General features: G+C 61.5%; 26 protein-coding genes and 1 pseudogene. 10 read left to right on the top strand and 17 right to left on the bottom strand.

The window, feature by feature from the left end; genetic code table 11:
- Positions 1 to 4 precede the first annotated feature (4 nt).
- Entirely contained in the window at positions 5 to 1,063 is a 1,059-nt protein-coding gene (hemE, locus tag ON14_RS09130) for a uroporphyrinogen decarboxylase (protein WP_010204656.1), read from the bottom strand.
- A gap of 17 nt (positions 1,064 to 1,080) precedes the next feature.
- Between hemE and ON14_RS09125 the strand changes: the two genes are divergently transcribed.
- The 6 genes from ON14_RS09125 to ON14_RS09100 all read left to right on the top strand — a co-directional run bounded on the left by ON14_RS09125 (position 1,081) and on the right by ON14_RS09100 (position 5,659).
- The gene (locus ON14_RS09125) at positions 1,081 to 2,316 is read left to right on the top strand and encodes a glutamyl-tRNA reductase (protein ID WP_010204654.1); all 1,236 of its coding nucleotides are present in this window, start codon (positions 1,081 to 1,083) and stop codon (positions 2,314 to 2,316) included.
- Positions 2,317 to 2,385: 69 nt separating this feature from the next.
- The gene (locus ON14_RS09120) at positions 2,386 to 2,997 is read left to right on the top strand and encodes a GNAT family N-acetyltransferase (protein WP_010204653.1); all 612 of its coding nucleotides are present in this window, start codon (positions 2,386 to 2,388) and stop codon (positions 2,995 to 2,997) included.
- A gap of 237 nt (positions 2,998 to 3,234) precedes the next feature.
- Positions 3,235 to 3,798, top strand: coding sequence for a GTP-binding protein (locus tag ON14_RS09115; RefSeq protein ID WP_010204652.1), 564 nt, complete (start codon positions 3,235 to 3,237; stop codon positions 3,796 to 3,798).
- The gene (locus ON14_RS09110) at positions 3,798 to 4,223 is read left to right on the top strand and encodes a roadblock/LC7 domain-containing protein (RefSeq protein WP_010204645.1); all 426 of its coding nucleotides are present in this window, start codon (positions 3,798 to 3,800) and stop codon (positions 4,221 to 4,223) included. The genes ON14_RS09115 and ON14_RS09110 overlap by 1 nt, the downstream gene beginning before the upstream one ends.
- Positions 4,224 to 4,264: 41 nt before the next feature.
- Positions 4,265 to 4,624 carry a hypothetical protein gene (locus ON14_RS09105; RefSeq protein ID WP_010204643.1) on the top strand — a complete coding sequence of 120 codons (360 nt, stop codon included), beginning with the start codon at positions 4,265 to 4,267 and terminating at the stop codon, positions 4,622 to 4,624.
- 69 nt (positions 4,625 to 4,693) lie between these two features.
- On the top strand, positions 4,694 to 5,659 hold the full coding sequence (locus ON14_RS09100; protein ID WP_010204641.1) for a DUF2510 domain-containing protein: 966 nt from the start codon (positions 4,694 to 4,696) through the stop codon (positions 5,657 to 5,659).
- 13 nt (positions 5,660 to 5,672) lie between these two features.
- Here the strand turns inward: ON14_RS09100 and ON14_RS09095 are convergent, their stop codons facing one another.
- Together ON14_RS09095 and ON14_RS09090 are read right to left on the bottom strand one after the other, a co-directional pair.
- Positions 5,673 to 6,587, bottom strand: coding sequence for a serine hydrolase (locus tag ON14_RS09095; RefSeq protein WP_010204639.1), 915 nt, complete (start codon positions 6,585 to 6,587; stop codon positions 5,673 to 5,675).
- Positions 6,581 to 8,547, bottom strand: a pseudogene (locus tag ON14_RS09090) (M13 family metallopeptidase). Before ON14_RS09090 ends, ON14_RS09095 begins: the two are co-directional and overlap by 7 nt.
- Positions 8,548 to 8,692: 145 nt before the next feature.
- On the opposite strand from ON14_RS09090, the gene ON14_RS09085 reads away from it, so the two are divergent.
- Positions 8,693 to 10,039, top strand: a complete 1,347-nt coding sequence (locus ON14_RS09085; protein ID WP_010204637.1) for an MFS transporter — start codon at positions 8,693 to 8,695, stop codon at positions 10,037 to 10,039.
- Positions 10,040 to 10,072: 33 nt separating this feature from the next.
- Here the strand turns inward: ON14_RS09085 and ON14_RS09080 are convergent, their stop codons facing one another.
- The 3 genes from ON14_RS09080 to ON14_RS09070 form a co-directional block, all read right to left on the bottom strand.
- Positions 10,073 to 10,390, bottom strand: coding sequence for a hypothetical protein (locus ON14_RS09080; protein WP_010204636.1), 318 nt, complete (start codon positions 10,388 to 10,390; stop codon positions 10,073 to 10,075).
- Positions 10,391 to 10,407: 17 nt separating this feature from the next.
- A complete protein-coding gene (locus ON14_RS09075; RefSeq protein WP_010204634.1) occupies positions 10,408 to 10,884 on the bottom strand; it encodes a hypothetical protein in 477 nt (158 codons plus the stop codon).
- Between the two features lie 160 nt (positions 10,885 to 11,044).
- A complete protein-coding gene (locus ON14_RS09070; RefSeq protein ID WP_010204632.1) occupies positions 11,045 to 11,773 on the bottom strand; it encodes an alpha/beta fold hydrolase in 729 nt (242 codons plus the stop codon).
- Positions 11,774 to 11,884: 111 nt separating this feature from the next.
- Between ON14_RS09070 and nucS the strand changes: the two genes are divergently transcribed.
- Both nucS and ON14_RS09060 read left to right on the top strand, forming a co-directional pair.
- Positions 11,885 to 12,580: an endonuclease NucS gene (gene nucS / locus ON14_RS09065; RefSeq protein ID WP_010204631.1), complete on the top strand. Its 696-nt coding sequence runs from the start codon at positions 11,885 to 11,887 to the stop codon at positions 12,578 to 12,580.
- 31 nt (positions 12,581 to 12,611) lie between these two features.
- Positions 12,612 to 13,274, top strand: coding sequence for an HAD hydrolase-like protein (locus tag ON14_RS09060; protein WP_010204630.1), 663 nt, complete (start codon positions 12,612 to 12,614; stop codon positions 13,272 to 13,274).
- 36 nt (positions 13,275 to 13,310) lie between these two features.
- Here ON14_RS09060 and ON14_RS09055 read toward each other — a convergent pair whose 3' ends face one another.
- From ON14_RS09055 to ON14_RS09015, 9 genes are all read right to left on the bottom strand, one after another.
- Positions 13,311 to 13,811: a hypothetical protein gene (locus ON14_RS09055; protein WP_010204629.1), complete on the bottom strand. Its 501-nt coding sequence runs from the start codon at positions 13,809 to 13,811 to the stop codon at positions 13,311 to 13,313.
- A complete protein-coding gene (locus ON14_RS09050; RefSeq protein ID WP_141629982.1) occupies positions 13,808 to 14,215 on the bottom strand; it encodes a hypothetical protein in 408 nt (135 codons plus the stop codon). The genes ON14_RS09055 and ON14_RS09050 overlap by 4 nt, the downstream gene beginning before the upstream one ends.
- 285 nt (positions 14,216 to 14,500) lie before the next feature.
- Entirely contained in the window at positions 14,501 to 15,715 is a 1,215-nt protein-coding gene (locus tag ON14_RS09045) for an NAD(P)/FAD-dependent oxidoreductase (protein ID WP_010204625.1), read from the bottom strand.
- On the bottom strand, positions 15,712 to 16,242 hold the full coding sequence (locus tag ON14_RS09040) for an isoprenylcysteine carboxyl methyltransferase family protein (RefSeq protein ID WP_010204623.1): 531 nt from the start codon (positions 16,240 to 16,242) through the stop codon (positions 15,712 to 15,714). Before ON14_RS09040 ends, ON14_RS09045 begins: the two co-directional genes overlap by 4 nt.
- 67 nt (positions 16,243 to 16,309) lie before the next feature.
- Positions 16,310 to 17,368, bottom strand: coding sequence for a type III polyketide synthase (locus ON14_RS09035; RefSeq protein WP_010204622.1), 1,059 nt, complete (start codon positions 17,366 to 17,368; stop codon positions 16,310 to 16,312).
- Positions 17,369 to 17,397: 29 nt separating this feature from the next.
- Positions 17,398 to 18,768, bottom strand: coding sequence for a type II toxin-antitoxin system HipA family toxin (locus ON14_RS09030; protein ID WP_010204620.1), 1,371 nt, complete (start codon positions 18,766 to 18,768; stop codon positions 17,398 to 17,400).
- Positions 18,768 to 19,088, bottom strand: a complete 321-nt coding sequence (locus ON14_RS09025; protein ID WP_010204619.1) for a helix-turn-helix domain-containing protein — start codon at positions 19,086 to 19,088, stop codon at positions 18,768 to 18,770. Before ON14_RS09025 ends, ON14_RS09030 begins: the two co-directional genes overlap by 1 nt.
- Before the next feature lie 78 nt (positions 19,089 to 19,166).
- Complete coding sequence (locus ON14_RS09020) at positions 19,167 to 19,724, bottom strand: DoxX family membrane protein (protein ID WP_010204616.1); 558 nt, start codon at positions 19,722 to 19,724, stop codon at positions 19,167 to 19,169.
- Between the two features lie 102 nt (positions 19,725 to 19,826).
- Positions 19,827 to 20,864, bottom strand: a complete 1,038-nt coding sequence (locus ON14_RS09015; protein WP_010204614.1) for an NAD(P)-dependent alcohol dehydrogenase — start codon at positions 20,862 to 20,864, stop codon at positions 19,827 to 19,829.
- A 108-nt stretch (positions 20,865 to 20,972) separates the two neighbouring features.
- Here ON14_RS09015 and ON14_RS15215 point away from each other — a divergent pair, with 108 nt between their 5' ends.
- Positions 20,973 to 21,626, top strand: coding sequence for a TetR/AcrR family transcriptional regulator (locus ON14_RS15215; RefSeq protein WP_010204613.1), 654 nt, complete (start codon positions 20,973 to 20,975; stop codon positions 21,624 to 21,626).
- 50 nt (positions 21,627 to 21,676) lie between these two features.
- Here ON14_RS15215 and ON14_RS09005 read toward each other — a convergent pair whose 3' ends face one another.
- Both ON14_RS09005 and ON14_RS09000 read right to left on the bottom strand, forming a co-directional pair.
- Positions 21,677 to 21,856: a hypothetical protein gene (locus ON14_RS09005; RefSeq protein ID WP_026037631.1), complete on the bottom strand. Its 180-nt coding sequence runs from the start codon at positions 21,854 to 21,856 to the stop codon at positions 21,677 to 21,679.
- A gap of 73 nt (positions 21,857 to 21,929) precedes the next feature.
- Complete coding sequence (locus ON14_RS09000; protein ID WP_010204612.1) at positions 21,930 to 23,129, bottom strand: MFS transporter; 1,200 nt, start codon at positions 23,127 to 23,129, stop codon at positions 21,930 to 21,932.
- Between the last annotated feature and the right edge of the window lie 2 nt (positions 23,130 to 23,131).

Genomic DNA, 23,131 nt, shown 5'->3' with positions numbered 1-23,131 from the left:
AGCATTAGCCTTCCTGGTGAACGAGCTCCACAATTTTGGTGAGCACATCCGGGTCGGTCTCTGGGCCGACGCCGTGACCGAGGTTCACGACGTGGGCTGGGGCTACGCGGCCACGGTTCAGGACATCGCGCACGTGTGCTTCGAGAACGTGCCAGGGAGCACCGAGCAGAGCAGGATCAATGTTGCCTTGCAGCGGAATGCCACCGCCGAGGCGACGGTCAGCCTCATCGAGCGGGATGCGCCAGTCAACGCCCATCACGTCGGCGCCGATGCCGTGCATGGCCTGAAGCACTTCGCCACTGCCGACACCGAAGTGAACCTTCGGAACGTCATAACCGCGCAAGTGCGAAAGAACACGCTTGGAGTGCGGAGCAACCCGGCGAACGTACTGCTGCTCCGAGAGCGAACCGACCCAGGAGTCAAAGAGTTGAACGGCAGACGCACCAGCCTCGACCTGAGCGATCAAGAATTCGCCGGCAACATCGGCGCACCAGTTGAGCAGGTTTGCCCAGGTCTGGGGATCCGAATACATGAGTGTGCGGGCACGCTGCTGGTCTTTGCTCGGGCCACCCTCGACCATGTACGACGCGAGAGTGAATGGTGCTCCCGCGAAACCGATCAGCGGGGTGGTTCCCAACTGAGCAACGGTTTGCGCGACAGCCTCGCGGATCGGCGCAAACGCAGCCGGGTCGATGGGGGTCAGCTTGGCGACATCCGCTGCCGTACGAATCGGGTTCGCAAACACCGGGCCACGACCGGGAACGATTTCGACCTCAACACCGGCAAGCTTGGCGGGAATAACAATGTCGCTAAAGAAAATGGCGGCGTCGACGTTGTGGCGACGCACGGGCTGCATCGTGATTTCGCTCGCGAGGTCGGGTGTGAGGCACGCCTCCAACATTTCGTTGCCTTCGCGCAGCTTGCGGTACTCCGGAAGGGAGCGGCCGGCCTGGCGCATAAACCAGACGGGAGTGGTTTCGGGGCGATCACCGCGATAGGCCCGGATGATAGGCGAGTTAGCTGTACGGCCGTCGAGAAGAGGATGGTCAGAATTCAAGGTCACAGGGTTAACATTAGGTTGTGCTCCTGTGTCTTAGCTCGAATCATCGCAACGCGAGCTTAGACGTACTCGAAAGTCTGTCTGAGGTCGCCCCCGCCGCCACTCTCGACCTTGTTTCGACCAACGATTTCGTTGCCGGCGCCGTTCTGGTCGCCACCTGCAATCGTTTCGAGGCGTACCTCGACGTTGAAGAGCCGCTCACTGCGGGTTCGGCCATCACAGTCTGTTCCCTGCTCGAATCGCTGAGCGAACGCACCGGCCTGAGTGTTGACACTTTGCGCGCCTCCATTGCCGTTCATGAGGGGGCGGATGCCGCAGCTCATCTCTTCGCGGTGACCTCGGGTCTTGAATCCGTCGTTGTGGGTGAAGCCGAAATCTCGGGGCAGGTCAGCCGCGCTCTCGATAAGGCACGAGCAGACGGCACAACCACCCGCGACTTGGAGCGCCTCTTTCAGCGCGCAACTCACACGAGCCGCGGCATCAAGAACAACACCGCAATCGGCGGATCAGGCAAGTCGCTCGTGCGGCTCTCCCTTGAGCTTGCGTCGAGCCGCATCGCCGACTGGTCGACCACCCGCGTTCTTGTCGTGGGCACCGGCCGTTACGCCGTCACTACCGTCAACGCTCTGCGCGACAAGGGTGCTCTCGACCTACGCGTCTTCTCCCCGTCGGGCCGCGACGCCGCTTTCGCTCTCAAGCACGGTCTCACCCAGAGCGAAGACTTCGATGTCGACGTCATCGTCACGTGTACCGTAAGCGCGCTCCTCGGCCCCGAACGTTTCTCGGCGACCAGCAAGTGCCTCGTGCTCGACCTCGGGCTGCCCCGCAACGTTGACCCCGCGGTTGGCCAACTCGACGGCATCGATCTGCTCGACCTCGAGACCATCAGCCTGCACGCTCCCCTCGAAGAACTTAACGCGCATGCGGATGCTCGCGACCTAGTTCGCACGGCCGCCCACGAGTTTGCTGCCGAAAGCCAGGCCGAGCCCGCCATCGTTGCCCTCCGCAAGCACCACTTCGCTCTGCTGGATGCCGAAATCGCTCGCGCCAAGGCCCGCGGAGCCGGCGAAGAAACAATTTCCGCGCTGCGTCATCTCGGCGGCGTCTTGCTGCATGGGCCATCAGTGCGAGCCCGCGAGTTTGCGGCTGACGGTCGCGTCGCAGAATTTGATGCGGCCCTCACCGCGCTCTACAACATCCCCGTCGAACGTTCATCTCGGGCCACCGACGCGAGCGCCCGCCCGCACACCGCCTAGCACCGCAGAGCCACCCGCACTACAGAACTATCCGCAACGCAACATCGCCCACAAAGAAGAGGGTCACAGATGAAACCGTTTGAGTTCAGCGCCCCTATTGTGACGGAGCGCCTTGTGCTTCGCCGTCTCACTCTCAGCGATAACGACGTCGACGATCTTCATGCCCAACAGTCGAATGCCGCGCTGACGGCCTACATGCTCTATGAGCCTCGCGATCGCGCAGCGGTGATGGAGAAGATCGCTGAATGGACAGCAGAGGAAGTGCTCGCAGAGAGTGGCGACTACCTCCAGTTGGCCATCGAGTTGGCGGATGCTGTTCCTCCGTTAGCCGAAAATACCGATCGTCGCCCTGTCGTCATCGGCACCCTCTATTTCAAGCTCGAGAGTGCTGATGATTCTCATGCGGAGATTGGCTGGGCTCTCCACCCCAACTTTCAGCGCAAAGGCTACGCCCGCGAGGCGGCATCCGCGATGCTTGACCTTGCTTTTGACGAGCTGAAGCTGCACCGAGTATTCGCTAACCTTGATCCTCGCAACGATGACTCGGTGCGCCTATGCCTCGCCCTCGGGATGCGCCACGAAGCACATCATGTCGAAGATATGTGGTTCAAGGGTGCTTGGGCCGACACCGGAATCTACGCGATTCTTGATCGCGAGTGGGCAGAACACCGCACCAAATAGGGCGCTTTACCGCGAAATTGCGAGCAATAATTATACCCACTTACGGGGACAGACAGAACGTTCTGGTGCAGTATTCCGCGGATTTCTGTGACCTGTCCCCCGAGTGGGGACTCGTGAATTTTTACCGATCCCCGGAGTCTATTAATACCGCTCCCGATGCTCGTTCGCGTGGCGGCTTTTTTGCGCCCATCTGAAAGCGCGCTGGCTCCGAATAACCACCTGAGACGAAAGAGAACTATGGCTGAGCACGTCGTATTATTTGCCGGGCCCATGGGCTCTGGCAAGACGACTGCCATTCGTAGTCTGAGTGAGATCGAAGTTGTCTCGACCGAGGCCGCAAACACCGATCGTGCAACCGCTGATAAAGAGACCACAACGGTGGCCCTCGACTATGGCGAGATCACCATCGACGATGTCACCAAAGTTCGCCTCTATGGCGTTCCTGGTCAAAAGCGTTTCGACTTCATGTGGTCGATTTTGGCCGGCCGTGCCCGTGGGCTGCTTCTGCTCATCAACAATGACGCCCCGGAATCCATCGCCCTGCTCCTGCAGTACCTCGCCGACTTTCACGAGCTTCATGCCAGAGGCGCCGTCGTTATCGGCGTAACCAAATCTGATGTGCGCGAATCACCCACTGTGGCCGACTACTCGGCCGCCCTCACAGCCAAATTTCCCGAACAGCTCATTCCCGTTTTTACCGTCGACCCCCGCAATGCCGAAGAGATGCGCACGCTATTGCTCACCCTGGTCGCCAGCGTCGAAATGCGTGAATTACTTGCTCCCGCACCAGAAAAGATCTGATGAACCTGCTTCCCGGGCCAGCAGCGCCTGCCACTCTTCCCTCTCACCTCAACCCGGCCCACATCGACGCCGGCAATCGCACGTTGGCCGAAATGCAGGAGCTCGCGACCTCGCTCACCTTCGCCGCGATGCTCACCGATGACGGATTCGAGATCGTTCACCTCAACGGTGCGACGACGGATGGCGGACGATTCGCCAGCATGTCGAGCTCGGTGCAAGCACTCAGCGATGCTGTCGCTCACGAACTGAAAATTGGCACGAACGAATACGTGATCATCGCGTCTGAGCTCGGCCACGTAATCCAGTTGCGCGTTCAGGGGCACCCCATCGTGCTCGCCGCACTGTTCGACACTCATGAAACTTTGGGCAAGGGCCTGTCGATTGCGCGGATCGCCGCACGTCGCATGGCCCAGCTCATGGCATAACCCCCACACATCATAAAAACCCATTCAACGAAAGAAGCACAATGTCTAACATCACTGAAACCCTCGCAACTCTGCTCGAGACCGATGGCGCTATGGCTGCCGCCGTTGTCGACAGCGGCTCGGGAATGCTCCTCGGCAGCGCCGGAACCGGCATCGACCTCGACGCAGCAGCAGCCGGCAACACCGAGGTTGTGCGCGCCAAGCTCAAGACCATGAAGGCTCTCGGCCTCAAGGACTCCATCGACGACATCCTCATCACGCTCACGAGCCAGTACCACATCATTCGCCCGCTGGCTTCGAACCCCGAGGTCTTCATCTACCTCGTACTCGACAAAGCGAAGTCGAACCTGGCCCTTGCTCGCATCAACGTAAAGTCCGCTGACTCAAGCCTCGGACTCTAACGAGAACAGTCGCTGTGGCGGTCGAATTTTGACCGTCACAGCGAGCTTCATCACTCAGAGAGAATCATCATGACCCACGGCACCGAAGTTCCCGCAGGGTGGTACCGTGACCCGCTTGGCGCCCCACAGTTGCGCTGGTGGAATGCCGCCGCCTGGACAGAACACGTCGCAGAACTCGACAGCGCGCCACGGCAACCCGGTTTTATGGCAGCCCAGACTGAGTACGAAACGCTCGCTCCTCTCATCATGGATGAGCAAGATCCGCTCATCATCCACTCGGCCACGCGCGTACGAGCAACCAGCCATGCCGCGGCCACCACCCGTTCGCGGTCAGGAACCACCCTCGTGCCCGACGCCGAGCCGGATTCGGAACCTCAGTTGAAGCGGGCAGCGATGTCTACTCCTGAGGTCCGCGCCGCTCCCCAGGCTGAAGTATCACTCACCGTCACTACGTGGAATGCCCTCAACCGCGCGATCACCGAGGCTGTACATTCGTCGTCAGAACCACTCGTTGAACTTCGATTCGCCAACGCTCCCACCCTCGTGATTGATCCTCGCGGTCGTCTCTATTGGTGGGCAGATTCGATCGAAAACTTGCCGGCAGCGTCGTCTAATGGCGAGGTGGAGACTGTGCCGCGCCCGCTGGGGATCCACCACAATGAGGCGGGCCGTGACTGGGAGCCTCTCGTATGGCTCGTCGGAACTCAAGCCGAACCGGCATCGTTCGATCCTTTGAGCCTCACCGGAGCACGCTTCAAACTGCGTCGTTGGCCCAACCTAACGACGCTCAAGCACACGACCGACCAGATGAGCATGACGGCCATGCTTGGCGCCGCCTATCTCACCGTCACAGAACTAGCCACTCTGGCCCAGGTTGACCCCGACGACGCTCGACGTCTCGTTTCTACCTTCGAACTCATGGGATTGCTCACGCACACGGTTGATTCGACGGCAGACGTCATCCACATTCCTGAGACAACTGAACGCGCCAGAGAAGGCATCTTCTCGCGATTGAAAGCCCGCTTCAGTCGCTAACGAGACAGCACTGTTAGTGCACGTATTCCAGTAGGTCGTAGCCGAAGACGCGCAGCGCTTCAATGACGCGCATGCGAGCCTGCAAGCTGCTGTCATCAAATTGGATGGATGCCGCATAGGCAACAGCACGCTTGTTGCCTCTCAGTGCGCCTGCTTCCGCTCGCACGCCCCGATCGATGCCGGTCTTGTTGACCAGCAGGGTGTTGTGGTCGGCCCCCCGGTGAGCCAGGGGGTCGAGCCCGAACGCGCTGGCCACTAGGGACAGGTCGGTGTTGAGCGAGAGCCAGCCGAGCACTCGTTGGCTCGCAATTGAGCTGACGATTTCGCCGCGCGCGAGGGCACCGAACAGCCAACTGAGCTCGATCGTGGATCCGACCGAAACTTGCGGTGCATCATCGGGCCCTCGAGTATCTCGTACGAGGTCGAGGAGGGCTGTTTTCGTGAGGCCGAGGGATTCGGTGCGGGCTCGCACGGCATCCAAACCGATGAGTCGTAGCAGGATGTTGGTGGCGAGGTTGTCGCTCGTGGCGCCGACCAGTGCGGCGAGGTCAGCGACGGGCAGCGACGGTGCTTGCAGGTGTTGCCACAGTCCGGCCGCCCCTACGGAGGCTCCTGGCGCTTTGTCGAGAATTCCGTAGGGCGCAAATTCGCGCTGGTCGAAGCGTGCAGACACTTCGATGAGCAACAGAATCTTGCCGATGCTGGCGGTGGGCAGCTCGACTCTGTCGTCGATACTGAGCACCGTTTTGCCGGTGTTGATGTCGACGGCACTGGCCGAAACACGAATGCCAGAGTCACCGAGCCTCAACTTTCCGAGCGCGGCAAAGGTACTAGTGAAGTTGGGTTCTTCACCAGTTCCGGCATGCTTCGCTACGCGGGGCGCGCGAATACGATTCCGGCGTTCTCGGGTTTTCTCAATCTCTACCAAATAGTGACGCGATCTTTCGGGGATAGCCACAGCGAATCGGATTCAGTGACGTTAAATGTCTCATAGAACGCATCGATGTTGCGAACAATTTGATTACATCTGAATTCATTCGGTGAATGAGGGTCAATCGCCAGCAAACGAATCACCTCTTCGTCCCGGCCTTTTTGCTGCCAGGCCTGCGCCCACGACATGAAGAATCGTTGGGCACCAGTGAGACCGTCAATGATGCGCGGTTCTGCTCCACCCAGGGAGATCAGGTAGGCCTTCCACGCGATGGCGAGCCCGCCGAGGTCACCAATGTTCTCGCCGATCGTGAGAGAACCATTCACGTGATGTTCGGGCACCTGCGCCGGAGCGAGAGCGTTGTACTGATCGATGAGCGACTTCGTGCGCTCCTCGAACGCGGCCTTATCTTCGGCCGTCCACCAGTCAATGAGTCGACCATCGCCATCGTATTTGGCGCCCTGATCGTCGAAGCCGTGACCAATTTCGTGCCCGATAACGGCACCGATTGCGGCATAGTTGGCGGCGTCATCCCGGCCCTCGTCAAAGAACGGGTACTGCAAGATAGCGGCAGGGAACACAATTTCGTTGAAGCCAGGGTTGTAATACGCGTTGATGGTTTGCGGGGTCATGAACCACTCGTCGCGGTCGAGGGGCTTGCCGATCTTGCCGAGCTCACGCTGAAATTCGAACTCGTGGCGGCACGCATGTTGCCGGCAAGGTCATCCACGCTGATCTCGAGGGTCGAATAGTCACGCCACTTTTCGGGAAAACCGATCTTGGGGGTGAACTTGTCGAGCTTGTTGAGAGCACGCTCGCGGGTGGCGGCGCTCATCCATTCAAGGTGGGTTATCGACTGACGGTAGGCCTCAACGAGGTTGGCGACGAGCACATCCATGGCCGTCTTTGCCGTCGGAGGAAAGTGACGCTCGACATAAATCTTTCCGACAGCCTCGCCGAGCACACCCTCAACGAGCGAAACCCCACGCTTCCAGCGGGCACGAAGTTGCGGTGTTCCCGAAAGGGTGCGGCCATAGAAATCGAAGTTGGCTTCAACGAAGTCGCCCGAAAGGTACGCCGCGTTGTTGCGGATGACCTGCCACGACAACCAGTCCCGCCAGGCCTGCAAGTGGTCGTCGCTCAGTACCGCCTCGAGCCCTTCCACGAAGCTCGGTTGGCGCACAACGACCTCGTCGAGAGCGTGGGCCGGAACATCAATGGCGTCGAGCCACACGGTCAAGTCGACGGCACCGGTGAGATCGTTGGCTGCCTGCCAGGTCATCGGGTTGTACGTCTTTTCACTGTCGCGGTTGGCGACGTTATCCCAGTGCTTTGACGCGATCTGAGTTTCGAGGGCCACGATGCGGGCGGCACGCTCGGCGGGAGCGTCGAGGCCGGCGAGCGTCAGCATCCGCTCAATGAAGGTTTCGTACTTCGCGAGAATCTCGGCGAACTTCTCTTCGCGGTAGTACGACTCGTCGGGAAGGCCAAGCCCACCCTGCTCGATGAAGACGAGGTAGCGCTCGGGGTTGCCAGGGTCGTTGTCGACGAAGAGCTGGAAGAAGCCACTGGTGCCGCCACGTTCGAGGCGGCCTAGGGTGCTGAGAAGGGTGGGGATGGAGTCGACAGCCGCAACCTCGGCAAGCTGTGGGGCGATAGGGTCGGCCCCTAACTCATCGGCACGGGCCTCGTCGAGAAAGCTGGCGTAGAGGTCGCCAACCTTGCGGGCTTCGGTACCAGGCTCGGCGGACTGTGACTCGATGATGATGTCGCGAACGGCCACTTCAGACTCTTCCGCCAACACCATGAAAGAGCCATAGCGAGCCTTGTCTGCCGGAATCTCGGTGCGGTCAATCCACGCACCATTCACATGACGAAAGAGATCGTCTTGAGGGCGAACTTTCGGATCGAGATCGTGAACAGCAATTCCAGAAGGCAAGGTCGATTCGGCAGTCATGCACACAGCCTAGGGCCTACTCCTTATGCACACACTGCGAATCCGACACCGATGGTGAGCCTTACAATTGACTGATGACAGCCTCTGACTCGGCCGCCACACCACCATCTCTTCCCCACGGCCTCACCACCCGCCAAGTGCTCTCGTGGCGCAATGCGATCGCGACGCTTTTCGCACTCGCTGGCTTTTCGTTTGCCAGTTGGTCGGCCGCATCCCGACGGTGCGTGACACGTTTGATGCCAGCCACTCCGAGATCGGCATCCTGCTGTTTGGGCTCGCCATCGGGTCTCTTCTTGGGCTGCTCGTTGCCGGCAAACTTGTCGAACGGTTCGGCGCTCGAATCGTGGTGCGGGTGTGCGTGCTGCTGTTCGTGGGTTCGCTCGCAGCCACCGCGATCATCATTGGTGTGCTCGGCAGCTTCCTCGGTGCCGTGATCTCCCTCGCCGTATTCGGCTTGGCTTTCAGTACTTACGATGTCGCGATCAACCTGTCGGGCACCGCCAACGAACGACTGCTCGGTCGCTCAAGCATGCCGACCCTGCACGGTTTCTACAGCCTCGGAACGATGGCGGGGGCTGGATTCGGGGCGGCGGCAGAAGCACTCCACGTTCCTCTCGCTACTCACCTGATCGTGGTTTCGGCGATCGTGCTGATCACCGCGCTGCTCGTTTCGGCGTTCATCCTTCCGGAGAGACTCGCCGATCCCCCGCCGAACACTGTCGAGATGAAGATCGCCGCGGGAGAGCTGACCGCGCCCAAGCTGAGGAGCGTCTGGCTCGAACCCCGCACCATCCTGATCGGCATCATTGTGCTGGGGATGGCCTTCGCTGAAGGCTCGGCGATCGATTGGCTCGCTCTCGCCATGGTCGACGGCTATGAGATCTCCAACGCCTTCGGCACGCTGATCTTTGGCGTCTTCGTGACCGCCATGACCGCTACCCGCTTCTTCGGGGTTCGCGCCCTCGACCGCTTCGGTCGTGTACCCGTACTGCGAGCATCCGCTGGTCTCGCAGCCGCCGGCTTGTTGCTCGTCATCTTCTCGCCAGTCGTTCTGCTTGCCGTCATCGGCACCGCCCTTTGGGGTGCAGGCGCTGCGCTCGGCTTCCCCGTCGGCATCTCGGCCGCCGCCGACGACCCCAAGCGTGCCACCGCCAGAGTCACCGCGGTAGCGACCATCGCCTACGCCTCAACGCTCATCGGACCACCCATGATCGGGGTACTCAGCGACCAGGTCGGCGTGCTGCACGCACTGCTGCTGATCGTCGTTCTCGCCATCATTTCCGGGCTACTTTCGCCCTACGCCCGCGAGTTGGCAGGCCGCCACGCTTTCCCGTACGTCGACTTCTCGTCGCCGGGTACGACATCCATTGCCATCACAATGGCGACCACCGAAATGCACTTCGTCATCACCCCCGAGCAGATCGAAGAAGCTCAGCGCGAGAACGAGCGTCGCGGCTTGGGCAAGTTCAAGCGCAAGCGCCCCGGCAAGTAGCACCGCGCAGCTTCCTCGATGATTCTCGGGTGTCTACTTCGTTTGATTCGGGTGCGCCGTGTGAACAGCGACTAGGTTCACAGTTTTGCCCTCAACATAAAACCAAATGCGCGCGCCATTTTTGAGTTCGTACTGCCATTGGTCGTGGCTTTTACCTTCACGCACCACTACCGCAAGGTCGCCCTTGAGCGGATGACAAGTGCCGTCGATGCTCTGCGGATCGCGCGTCAGGCGGTCCCACGCGTCGACAACCGCATTGAGTTGGGTCGCCCGAACATCACGCCAGCCCTTTTCGGCGGAGGTGGTCGCACAAACGATCGCGAACTCAGCTCTCTTGATCGGTCGCGGCACCGATGGATTCTTGGGGCTCAAGACGCGCGCGGGTCGGCGACTTCAGCCGCGACATCGAGCCAGTCGTTGGTCGTGTTTCGCAGCCCAGCCGCGTAGGCCTCGGCAGTGCCACGCCAGCCGTTCAGCGTGCCGAGGAAAAGGTTGTGCTGTTTGAGCGAGAAACACGCTCGCGCCGATGCAACAAGCTCGTCCGCGAAGAGTGAACGCTCGTTCTCTGAAAGCGCTGCTGCCCACGGAAAAGCGTCAGTCAGCCGTTGAGCAAAAACCTCGGGATCGACCATGACGGCTACCCCAATAAGTGAAGCAGCGGCCGACAGAACCTGATCGGTCTCGTCCGCCGCGGCTTTAGAGGTGAGGACCAAAGGTTCAGCGTCACGCCGCGTCACCAAGACGGGGCCGCGCTCGGCAGCGTGAAAGACCTCGGCGGAGTTGCGCGACAGCTCTGAGGACTTCACTTGAGAGGTGACCGCAGGACGCGGTGTGGCGATTGACATAACTCCATTATTCCGAACACGTTCTGAATTGGCAACAGCGTGGCTCGCATTCTCAGGATGAGAACACAAGCCAGACACAGAGAAACGGCTTCGCGCCCGTCAGTCACGACGGGCCCCGATCGATGGAATACGCTGCGGCCGCGCTCTTGAGACTCGTCAGTCAGGCCTGAGCGAGCCACTCCCGCACGCGGTCGCTGAACCAGTCCGGGCGTTGCAGCGGGATGCCGTGCCCGCAGTCTTCGACGAGCGTGAGGGTGCTGGCTGGTTGAGCTTCGTGAATCGCGGCGGCCGACTCATGCATCACCCGACGTTCTTTCGTTCCCGCCATCACCAATACGCGACCGTCGAAGGTCGACCACTCCGCCGGGAGTTCGAATCTCATGTTTTCACCGACGGCCGCCAGCAAGCTTTCTTTCGTGACGCCGGCACTTGTCGCGATGTAGTCCTCTATCTGGTGAGGAGGAACGAACAATTCGCGAGCTTGAAGCTTGGCGAACCAGCGCTGGCGGGCGAGAGGCGCGCTGACCCCTAGAGCGGCAAGCGTGAGACCCGTGAAGGGCATAGCTTTTGCTTGCGCGCTCACGATCACGGCATTCGTGACGAGTTGGGGGTGGTGCGACGCGAGCAGAATCGAAAGCTGCGCGCCCAGCGAGAACCCGATCACGGTGACCGGGGTCGTGATGAGACTCGCCAGCGCTGCGACCGTCGCGGCGTGCGAAACATAGGGTTCGTCGGCAGAGCGCCCGTGGCCGGGGAGGTCGGGAACAATCACCCGGTAATCGGTCTCCAACCGCTCTCGCAGTGAATCCCACATCCAGCCCGCAACACCGCCACCGTGGAGAAGCAGTACGGGCGGCGCATCGTCTGGTCCGGAGGTGGCGACATACATGGTCACCATCCTGACAGGTGCTCGAACGCGGACGGCCGCCGTCGTCGCGGCCAGACGATGAATCTCGCCCAGGATGATTCACCACGGACCTTCTCCGAGTACCGTAGGACGGTGCGACTTGTCATAGCCAAATGCTCCGTTGATTACGCCGGACGCCTCAGTGCCCACCTGCCCCTCGCCACACGACTGCTGTTGCTGAAGTCGGATGGCTCGGTGCTCGTGCACTCCGATGCGCTCTCCTACAAGCCTCTCAACTGGATGAGCCCACCCTGCGTGCTCTCCACGATCGAGCCCGAAACTGAGCAGTCGGATGCCGGAGTCACCGAGATCTGGAAAGTCGCCCACACCAAGTCGGCCGACATGCTCATCGTCTCGATTCACGAAATCCTGCACGACTCGAACCACGAACTAGGCGTCGACCCCGGACTGCAAAAGGATGGCGTCGAGGCTCACCTGCAGAAGCTGCTGGCCGAGCACATCGACATTCTCGGCGAGGGCTACCGTCTCGTGCGCCGCGAATACATGACCGCCATCGGGCCGGTCGACATTCTGGCGACCGACGAGAAGGGTGCGAGCGTTGCCGTAGAACTCAAGCGTCGCGGCGACATTGACGGCGTCGAGCAGCTGACGCGCTACCTCGAACTGATGAACCGCGACCCGCTGCTAGCTCCGGTGACGGGTATTTTTGCCGCCCAGGAAATCAAGCCACAGGCACGCACTCTGGCGAAGGACCGCGGCATCCGCTGTGTGCTGTTGGACTATGACGAGATGCGCGGACTCGACGACCCCAACATGCGGTTGTTCTAGTATTCAGGCTTGCCGCTTAGGCTTGATGCAAATGGCTAATAACTGGACCTGCATTCTTGTCGACCTCGATGGCACAATCGCTGACTCGGCGCCCGGAATCACGACATCCCTCGCATTCATGTTTGAGGAGATGGGCTACCCCGTTCCGTCACAGGAAGAACTGCGGGCCTACGTTGGTCCGCCGATTCTCGACTCATTCCGCGACCGCGCCGGATTCACCGCCGTCGAATCTGCACAGGCACTGGCCGTGTACCGCCGCCACTACATGGAGGGCAACAACGCCCACGGCAGCGACATCTTTCCTGGCATGGCCAAGGTCCTGAAGAAGCTGCACAAGAGCGGAATTCCGCTATCGCTGGCAACCTCGAAACCCGAGTTTCCGGCATCCGTCATTCTGGATCACGCGAACCTCACGCAGTACTTCCGGGTGATGGCTGGGGCCTCAATCGATGAGATTCGCAGCGCGAAAAAGGACGTCATCGCCGAAGCCCTCACGCGCCTCAAGATGATCGGTGCTGACGTGAGCAACCCGGTCATGATCGGTGATCGCGACTATGACATCGAAGGCGCCCACGAACACGGCATCCCCACCATCTATGTCGAGTGGGGTTACGGCAACGCCGGCGAATCCGAAGGGTCGCTCGCTGTCGTGTCAAAAGCAGAAGAACTGCTGCCGCTGCTGCTTCCGAGCTAGCGCTTGCCGCAGTTCTACTAGCAGCGCCCGAGAGCGCTAACGCACTCTCGGGTCGAGCGGAAACATTCTCTGACAGGTGTAATTTGCTATGTCATATTTTTCGTCTGGCTCCTGGTCGAAGATGACGATCTGTACCTCACGATCAAGAAGGTCAACGAGCTCCTCGTGCGTGACTTCGACCCCCTCGTGCAGCGACACCGCGCCTCCGTCTTCGAACGTTACTGACATCGAGGAATCATTTGCGTCCTCGACACCCTGACTCGCGAGACATTTGGCCATGAAGTGCGGCAACTCGACAGCGGTGACAAACCGAATCACCGGCACCTCAGGCAACTCCACCTGCGGATACAAGGCTTCTAAATAGAGGCGGGCAGTCTGATCATCCTGCCGCGCGAGGGCAGCAGATTCTGCCGGAGACACCGTTAACAGAGCCGTCGTATTTGCACCAGAAAAGGTGCACCCCGTCAGTAGACCAACGGCAATCGTGACGATACTGACTGCTGCTCCGTGATGCAAAAATCGGCTTGTAACGGTCATTGCTGGTTCTCACCCGCAGGCTTCAGTTCGACCGTTTTCGGGAACTCATCGTTGAAGGTTTGTTCGATCACGAGCGGATCCCGGTCAACGCCGTCAGGGATCTCGAGCACGTGGAGCGTGTACTCAATGTTGTTCATGCTCGGCAGTAGCGATGGTGGTTGACGAAACTCAACGTGCATCACGCCGTCGTCAGCCGCATACGCTTTCGTTGGCGTCCACTGCCGACCGCTACTTCCTCCCGTGCGGATGCCCACCTTATCGTCGTCAATGAGGCATGCGATGAGGTCACCAGAATCATCATTTGTTATGACGTCGGCACCATCGCAGTCGCCGTCATCCTTGAACGCGATGCTCGGACCAACGCACGCGGTGAGCGAGAACCCGCATACGAGAAGGAGAGCCACGAGCCCACTCTTGCGAGAAATTGCGTGGGAATGATGTTCAGCGTCAATTCTCATCGACTTCACCCTTCGTGCCGAACGTGAGGCCGGTGTGGCCTGCGCGGTCTGCGCTGTCTGTGCTGTCTGCGCTGTCTACTGAAAACCTAAGTGAAACTCACCCTAATCTGAGAGTTGCCTCCTGAGAGAAACGTTGATCGAATCGATATCTAGCCTCACAGCAGTCGACGAGCACGTTCGACGAAAGTCGAAGTTCATCAAGGGGGAAGTGTTCATCGTGCACGTACTGCGTCAGCGCGCCAGGCTCTCGACGATGCGACCGTAAAGTCGCGGCAGCCGCACGGCGAGCGGCACGATTGCTCGGCGCAGCGGTGAGTTCGCGGCAGCAACAAGCCCGGTCGTGAGCATCCGAAAGTCGCGGGTCACTCGCCGCCACTCGCGTTCGTAGCGTTCGGGTGCGCCGGCGACGATGCACTCGATCGCGGCGCGCGCTTCTGCCAGCCCTAAGCGGATGCCCTCCCCCGTGATCGCATCAACGTAGCCAGCAGCGTCGCCCACGAGCAGCACTCGGCCCGCACGCTGCCCGGTCGTGTTCTGCAATAGCGGGCCAGCACCCCGCACTGTCGACGTCGGCGTCGCTCCGCGCAGCCGTTCGGCGAGCGCTGGCACACTCGCCAACGCGTCCTCGAATGACGTTCCGCGCGGGCCGAGCACCGCGACACCCACCTCGGTATCGCTCACCGGCGTGACATACAACTCCGCGGTCGGCGCCCAATGCACCTCCACGAGATCAGTCCACGGAGCAACCTCAAAGTGCTGCCGGATGCCGAACCGCCGAGAATCACGTCGCCTCACGCGGCGAGGGTGCGCGGCCAGGCCAACCAGCTCACGCACCGTGGAGTGCAGGCCATCGCAGCCGAGCATCCACCGCCCCTCGATGGTGCGACCGTCGGCGAGGTGCGCGGATACCGCGCCGCCGTGCTCCTGCGCCTGCGCGTTTGTGTCGCCACGCCCGTTTAACTCATTGCGTGAGCCGCCGCCTCGGCGACTAGTCGACGCGCCGTCGTTATGCTGCTCAATCGCCTCGACCTTGCCGGTCTCGAACGTGACGCCGAGTTCGAACGCACGCTCGGCGAGCGCCCGGTGCAGCTCGGTGCGCCGAACGCCGAGCGCGGCATCCGAGGCGAAGCGGTGGTCGGCCGTGCGGGTCCCGTCTTGATAGCTGATGCCGACGATCCTCCGCCCGTGCGGGTGAACCCCGAGGGCGGCGAGTTCGGTGACGGCGCCGGGCATGACTCCTTCGCCGCAAGCTTTGTCGATCGCGCCGGTGCGGGGCTCGATCACGAGGGCGGTGAGACCGTGCATCCGTGCATTGATAGCAGTGGCGAGACCGATCGGTCCGCCACCGACGACAATCACGTCAATGACGCGGGATGCGTTCGAGCCCGCCCCGCTTGCAGCAGCAGCCGCGTCGTCCGCACCTACACCCGCACCGACGCCACTCATGGCGTCAGTTCGCGCAGGGCCCGGTTTTCGGTCGGGATGCGGAACGCCAGCAGCAGCACCGCATTCAGCGCGGTGAAGACAATCGCGGTGACCCAGGCGGTGTGCACGAGCGGCAACGCGATGCCCTCGATCGCGACAACCAAGTAGTTGGGATGCGGTAGCCACGTCAGGCGGTACGGCCCACGGTTCTGCACGCGTCCGGCTCCGGGCACCACGATGACGCGGGTGTTCCACTGGGCGCCGAGCGAGTTGATGATCCAGTAGCGTGCCGCTTGGCTCAGGAGCGTGATCACGAGCATGGGAATTCCGAGCCACAACAGGAAGGGGCGATCGGCCACGATCACTTCCACGACGCAGGCGATCAGTAGCCCGGTATGCAGGGCCACCATCCACGGAAAATGCTTCTGCCCATACTCACGGCCGCCGCGCTCGAACGCTGCCGCGGCATTGCGCTTCGAGATGCGCAGCTCATAGAGGCGTTCCATGCCGGTGCCGAGCACGAGCGCGATGTAGGCAATGACGGTCATGCGCGGGGCGCCTTCAGCTCGATCACGCTGGCGGCGCGACGGTCACAAAGCTCGTCAGCCTCACGCATCACGACCACTCCAACAGAACGAATTCGGCGCTCACGCCAGGCCCGAGAGCGAAGGCGAGGGCGTGACTGCCGGGATTGGGCGCCGGGTCGGCGTGCAGAGCATCCGCCAATACATGCAGCACTGCGGCCGATGACAGGTTGCCGACGCGGGCGAGGCAATCCCAACTGCTCTGCAGGTCGCTTCGCTCAAGCCCAAGCGAACTCTCGAACGCTTCAAGAACACGAGGGCCACCTGGATGCGCGAGCCACGTGTCGATATTCGCAATCGTCAGACCATTGCGGCCCAGAAACTCGCTGACCTCGGCCGGGAAGCTGTTCTGAATCACATCGGCAACGCCGGCCGTGAGCACGATCTCGAAGCCGGTTCCTCCCACGTTCCAGCCGATCACATCGTGGCTGTCGACGATGAACGTACTGCGGGTGTCGACAATGCGCGGCCCAGACTCGCTGCGATTCTCCCCCACCATGACGACGGCCGCAGCCCCGTCACCGAAGAGACCGGTGGCCACAAAATTGCCCATGGTTTGATCGTCACGCTGCAGGGTGAGCGAACACAGTTCGACGCTCAACAGAACGCCGACCTCATCCGGATGCCCGACTAAATAGTCATGCACGCGGGCCAAGCCCGCGGCTCCCGCGACACAACCCAAGCCGAACGAGGGAACCCGTTTTACGTCGGGCCGCAGCCCCAGCCGCGGAACGAGCAGCGCATCAACCGAGGGTGCCGACACCCCCGTGACGGAGGTGAAGAAGACGAAGTCGACATCGCTCGGCGTGAGCCCGGCATCCGCGAGCGCGGTCGTCAGCGCACGCTCGAGGAGGTCGGTGGCGACGCGAATGAACTCGTTGTTGCTCTCGCGAAAGCTGCCAAGGGCGCGGTAGCGCTCGAGCGGAAGGGCAGTGTGCCGACGCTGGATGCCGCTGGCTCCGTGCATCCGCTCAATGACGGCTTGATGCGACGGTGTGGCCGACAGTAGCGGCCCCAGCTCGGCAGTGATCTCGGCCTGTGTATAGCTGTAGTCCGGCACGACCGGAGCGACTGCCGCAACTCTGCTCATTCAGCGACTCCGCTCATTCAGTGAAACTATCACGCGTCGAGGTCATTGGCGTCGGTGTTATTTTTCGTTCGTGCCCACTGCCCAGAGTTACCGGGAATGCCAAGTTCTCCCCGTCGTTTCTGCGCGGAGCCTTGTGTTTTCGCAAGCCCAATCGCGGCAGGCGGGTTCGCGGTCATTGCCAACGCCCTGTCACGGTTCGGCCCATCTATCGCACGTCTCGATGCCTCTGCAGCTTCGAGTGAGATTCCGTAGCCTAGGGCGATCTGTATCCAGTCGCTCGTGCGCTCCGCAACATCCCGCACGATCGCTGATGCCTCGTCGCGACTGAGCCGGAACGCATCGTGGGCGTCACGCAATTCGCGGATATCTCGGCCATACCGTTCACCGCCGTCCACGATGGGCGTTGCTTCGACCTGCTCTGGGCGGCGGTTGGGCTCGAGGTCGAATACTGGCGACAACTTCCAGCCGTTGTAGTCGCGGAGAAACCCATGGTTGCGAAAATGATCGTCGACATTGCCGATGAGCAGACTCAGCGCGATCCGACGGAATAGTTCCGCTTGGTCGTCCCGTGGTGCTGGACTGTATTGGGCAAGCGTGTCAGAAATGTCACTGTAGGACAGCGTCTGATTGTCGCCCTTAGTTGTCAACGAATGTGCACTGATGTAGCCGATTCGTCGACCGTTGTCGCGATCAAACCGGCGACTGAGCAGTATCGACTGCGATTCCGAAAGCCGCACAAGATCGAACTCTGGGGTGTCGATACCGGCCGCTTTGGCGAAAGCGAGCGCCGTAGCCTCCCCTGCCATTGGATCGAAAAACTCGGTCTCTCGAGCGAACTTCGCCATCCACAAGTCGCCGCCATTCTTTACGGTTGCTTTGGGGCGCGCACCGCCAGCGCTGGTGCCGGCTTCGACAAGGATCTGAAGTTCGGCGTCCGTTTCTGCGCCTTCTTCAAAGGCACGGGCGGCAGCAACAATCCTGTCTAGGTCGTGCACGTCGGCAACAGGATGATTACGAGCTCCCAGGTACGCGCCACGCGCATCACGCAATCGGAGCGCCCCCTGCCGGGTAGCGTCGTTGACGTGTGTGAGAAAGTCGAAAGTCGTGCGGGCGGGCGTTCCCGCACGGATGATTCGTTTGCCCCACGCGTCTGGCATGGAATCGCCAAGTGCGCCGAGAGTTTCGCGGCCGGACCACGTTCGAATAGGTCCACCCGTGCGCGGCATATCTGGGGAGAGATCGTAACCACGCGAATCGGTTAGGTAGCCGTCGGCGTACCGAAAAACGAGCGAGGTAGCAGCAGAGCCAATTGCTCCTTCGCTGGAGACAGTGCCCGCGAGAACCTCATCGCCGTCGGGGAGAACAACATGAACCTCAGCAGCGGTGAGCTGGTCAGTCATTACTCCTCGATCCGCTTGGATGAGCGGGGAATCCGCACGCGTTCTACGCTGGCGCGCGCAAGGTTGCGGGAGCCGAAGTCGCTGGCAATCGGGTCAGAGGCATCAACCACTGCGGCAAGGATGCCGACAGCACGCATGACAGCAAGCAAATTCTCGGATGATGTAGAGCGGCCGGTTTCGATCGCGCGGAGAGTGTCCCGGGATACACCAGCACGTTCCGCTGTGATGTGCGCTGTGAGGCCAGAGATTTTGCGCCACGACCTAATGTTGCGGCCGAGACGTTCCATCTCCCGCGCAAGAGTCGCGCTCTGTGACGCCATTTCATCTCCCTATTTAGTGCCGCAATATTCAGCCATTATAGCCTTTTATGGCTGATTTGTGCGGCACTAAACCGTTCCTCACTGTCGATCGAATGCATTCTCGTTGCGGCGGTAGGCACGCCACGCGCGCCAGGCCCCCGTCGACCAGAGTGCCCAAAGCACGAGCACCGGCTGGAACGGCATTCGAATCCAGCGCTTAAGGTCAGTGTCGAGGCCAAGTGAATCGACCTGATTCACGAGCTGGGAGATGTTGCCGGGGTAGATCGCGATAAAGAACGCGGCGGCAACCCAGCCAACCGCCGGGCGGTACTTTTTGGCGAAGATGAGCGCACTACCGAGGGCAATCTCTACGACACCGGATGCAACGACCACAAAGTCTTGGTCGAACGGTTGCCAGTCGGGCACCTGCGCTTGAAAGTCTTGGCGCGCGAAAGTGAGGTGGCTGATGCCGGCGAAGACAAGGGAGGCACCGAGGGCGATGCGCCCGACTCGGCGGCCGATCCGGCTGGCGCGGGAGACTTCGTCGGGAGCCGTTGAGCCCCTGACTGAGGCAACCTCGATGCGCTCGTTCGGTGTGCCGGTCTCGTTCGGCGTGCTGGCCTCGTTCGAATCGTTAGCCGCAGGTGTCTTGTGCATTTCACCATTCTGCGGGGGCGGGCTTAGCGTCAGCCGAGTAACGAACCGCGGCCCCCACCGGGTGTGGTGAGGGCCGCGGGTCGTCGCAGTGCGCGTTAGCCGTTACGGAATGAGTACCGCGCGGCCGGTAATGCGCCCAGCTTCGAGGTCATCGAATGCTGTCTGGAAGTCAGCCAGCGGGTATTGCGTCACCTCAACGCCGAGCTTGCCCTGCTGGGCGAGTGCGATCACCTGGAGTTGATCGGCACGCGTTCCGCCATACGAAAGCTGAACGTCGGTTCCCCACGGGAGGGCCTGGCCGACACCAACGAGGTAGTCGAACTGTCCGCCACCGAGGCCCACAAAGCGGAGCATTCCGCCGGGAGCGATGACCGCTGTCGCGAGGTCGACGGTGGGCTGGACGCCGACGAAGTCGAAGACGGCATCCGCACCGTACTGGTTGGTTTCGTCGAGGATGCGCTGGGCTGCAGCGCCGTCGCTCTTGAGCACGAGATCTGCGCCGAGCTTGCGGGCAAGCTCGAGACGTTCGTTATCGGTGTCGAGGGCGATGATGCGGGCGCCAGTCGTGGCCTTCAGAATCTGGAGTCCAAGGTGACCGAGGCCGCCAATACCGATCACGACGACGGTCGAGCCGGGAGTGAGGCGCGAACGTGCACTGTTGATGGCGTGCATGGGGGTGACGCCGGCATCCGCGAGCGGTGCTGCCTGGATCGGGTCGAGGTCACCAATCTTGTCGAGGTGGCGGGCCTTCACGACCATGTACTCGGCCATGGCGCCGTCTGGGCCGAGGCCCGGGGTGGTGGGGAATTGCATGCGGCTGCCGTTGACTTCACACTCGTTGTCGCGACCTTCAATGCACGCGCGGCAGTGGCCGCAGGCCCACACCACGCTCACGAGAACGGCGTCGCCCTTGGTGTACCCCTCCAGTGCGGAGCCCACTTTTTCGACCCAGCCGGCACCTTCGTGGCCGACGGTTCCGCCGAAGAAGGGCCACTCTTCGCCCATGTGCAGAACGTGGAGGTCGGAGTGGCACAGTCCTGCGCCCGCAACCTTGACCAAAATCTCATCGGGGCCGATCTCTGGCACCGGAATGTCTTGAAGTTCCATCTTGCCTGGACTTACGAGCTTCACTGCTTGCATATTCTGAATCCTCTCTAGGGGCGAGGCTGAGGTTTGTAGCCTCACCTCCACCCTATCGGTGTTATCTGACAGGTGTCAGATAGTGGTCTATTCCGCTACAGTTCGGTTATGGATGTTCGCACTCGCCGCTCTCGCGACGCCCTCGTCGCGGCGGCCTACTCTCTAGCGGAGCAGCGCGACATTGCCACCATCTCCGTCACTGACATCACGAACGCCTCCGGCATCAGCCGCGACACTTTCTACCGCCACGCCTGCGACCCCGTTGACCTCATCGCTACTGCTCTGCACGCCGAGCTGGCTGACGCCATCGAGCAATTCGGGGATCTACTCGACGCGGCGGATGCTGCTGCGTTCTCCCACGCCGCCAAGCCTGCCCCAGACGCGAACGCATCAGCCACGACCTTCTCGACGACGAACCATGTTTTCGCCGGCCCCACTCGCGTCTTCCTTAGCCACGTACGCACCCACGCAACGCTCTATCGGATGGCGGCCAGCGGCAGCCTAAGCGGCCGGCTGCGATCGGTGCTCATCGAGCCTGCGCGACAGATTCTCGCGGATCATCTGCGGCGGCATCCAGAAATCGTGCCTGCCGCACTCGCCCCGCTTTCCGAAACGACGTTCGCGATGGCTGTCGCCTACGCCGCCGGCGGCACGGTTGCTGCGGCCGAAGCGTGGCTCCTCACCGGCGACCTCGACGACCTCGACGGAGCCGTGCATGCGGTGCTCGCCGCGAGCCCGCAGTGGTGGGGCGACCGGCGCTAGTCGCGGCCTAATGCCGGCCGAATCGCTTCCTGCCGACCCACGGGCGGGAGCTATTTTTTCTTGCCATTGCCAATACCGCTGCCGTTGTCGATGTCGATGACACGTGGCGGACCCTCGGGGTTAGGGGCTCCGCCTTCATTCACCCAGTCGTCGATCTCGTCAGCGTCTTCTCTAGGGATCGGTCGTGAACGCCCAAACATCGACCGAACCTTGTCTGTGAACTTACCCATGTACCGCATTGTAGCCATCGGAACCTAAAACTGCCGGTGAGAGTAGGTTTCAGCGTGAAGTCGTCTTTCTCTTTTAGACGGCCCGACCTCTCGAATCTGACGCCCGCCGCGGCCCAAACGCCACAAACATCACCGCAACGACGATCGCCCACGCGGGGTACGTCAGCCAGACCCAGGATGCTCCGGGTTCGCCCGAGCCGGCGAGCGCATAGATCACACCCGCCGAGCTGCTTCCCACGACGCCACCGATCGCGTTGGCGAGGCCCTGCACTCCGAAGTAGCTAGCGACGGAGCCTTCGGGGGCGAAGCGTGAAACGGTGGCATTGAGCACGGGCTGCGCGAGCATTTGGCCGACGATGAACACGGCAACGCCCACGAGCATCCCGAGCAGATTCGTGGAGAGACCCATGATGCCGACGCCGACACCCAGACACGTTGTCGCGCCGGCGAGGGTGACGCGGTCGGGCAGAAAACGGTTGGCGGCACCCGTAAGCGGCAGCATCGTGAGCACCATCACGATCGCGGCGCCCGAGTAAATGAAGCCGAGATCGGACGGGCCCGACGTGAACTCGGCGGCCCGAAACGGGATGACGAGATAGAACTGAGCGATGAGCACCGCGGTGCCCGCCACGAGCGCGCAGTACCGCAGGAATGCGGCATCCGCGAAGGCCACCCTCAAGCGCGGTGGGGTGCGGGCCCGTTCTTCATCGCTCGGGTGCGGCAAACCGAATGCGCTGATGATGAACGCGATCACGAACATCCCGGCCGCCGACAAACTCACGAACGCAAAGTCGGCGCCGGCAAGGAACCCGCCGATGATGGGACCCACGATGAAACCGACATTGCTCACGACTTCGCGAGTCGAATACACCCGCACCCGGTCGGCGCCGGTCGTGAGGGCGGCATAGGCCGAATAGCTAGCGGGGTGAAACAGCGCACCGCCCAGGCCGGTAAAGATCGACGCGACCACGAGCAGCGGAATCGACTCGACGGTGCCGAGCATCGCAAAGCCCAGCGCCCGAACCAATACCCCGATCAGGATGGCGCGGCGAAAGTTGATGCGATCAGCGACCCACCCGGCGATCGGCATCATCCCGTTTTGGGCTGCCGTGCGCAGCGCCGTTAGGGCAGCGACAACCGCAATCGTGAGGGCCAGATCTTGCAAGAAGTGATACGCCAGCAACGGCACGAGCATGTAAAAACCGACGGCCATCGTGAAGGTATCGCCATAGAGAACCTTCAGCGCAAACGAGATCGGCGGGCGTTTGGCCACTC

The organism is Salinibacterium sp. PAMC 21357, from assembly GCF_000247645.1.
Taxonomy (GTDB): Bacteria; Actinomycetota; Actinomycetes; order Actinomycetales; family Microbacteriaceae; genus Rhodoglobus.
This window is presented reverse-complemented; position numbering and strand designations above follow the sequence as displayed.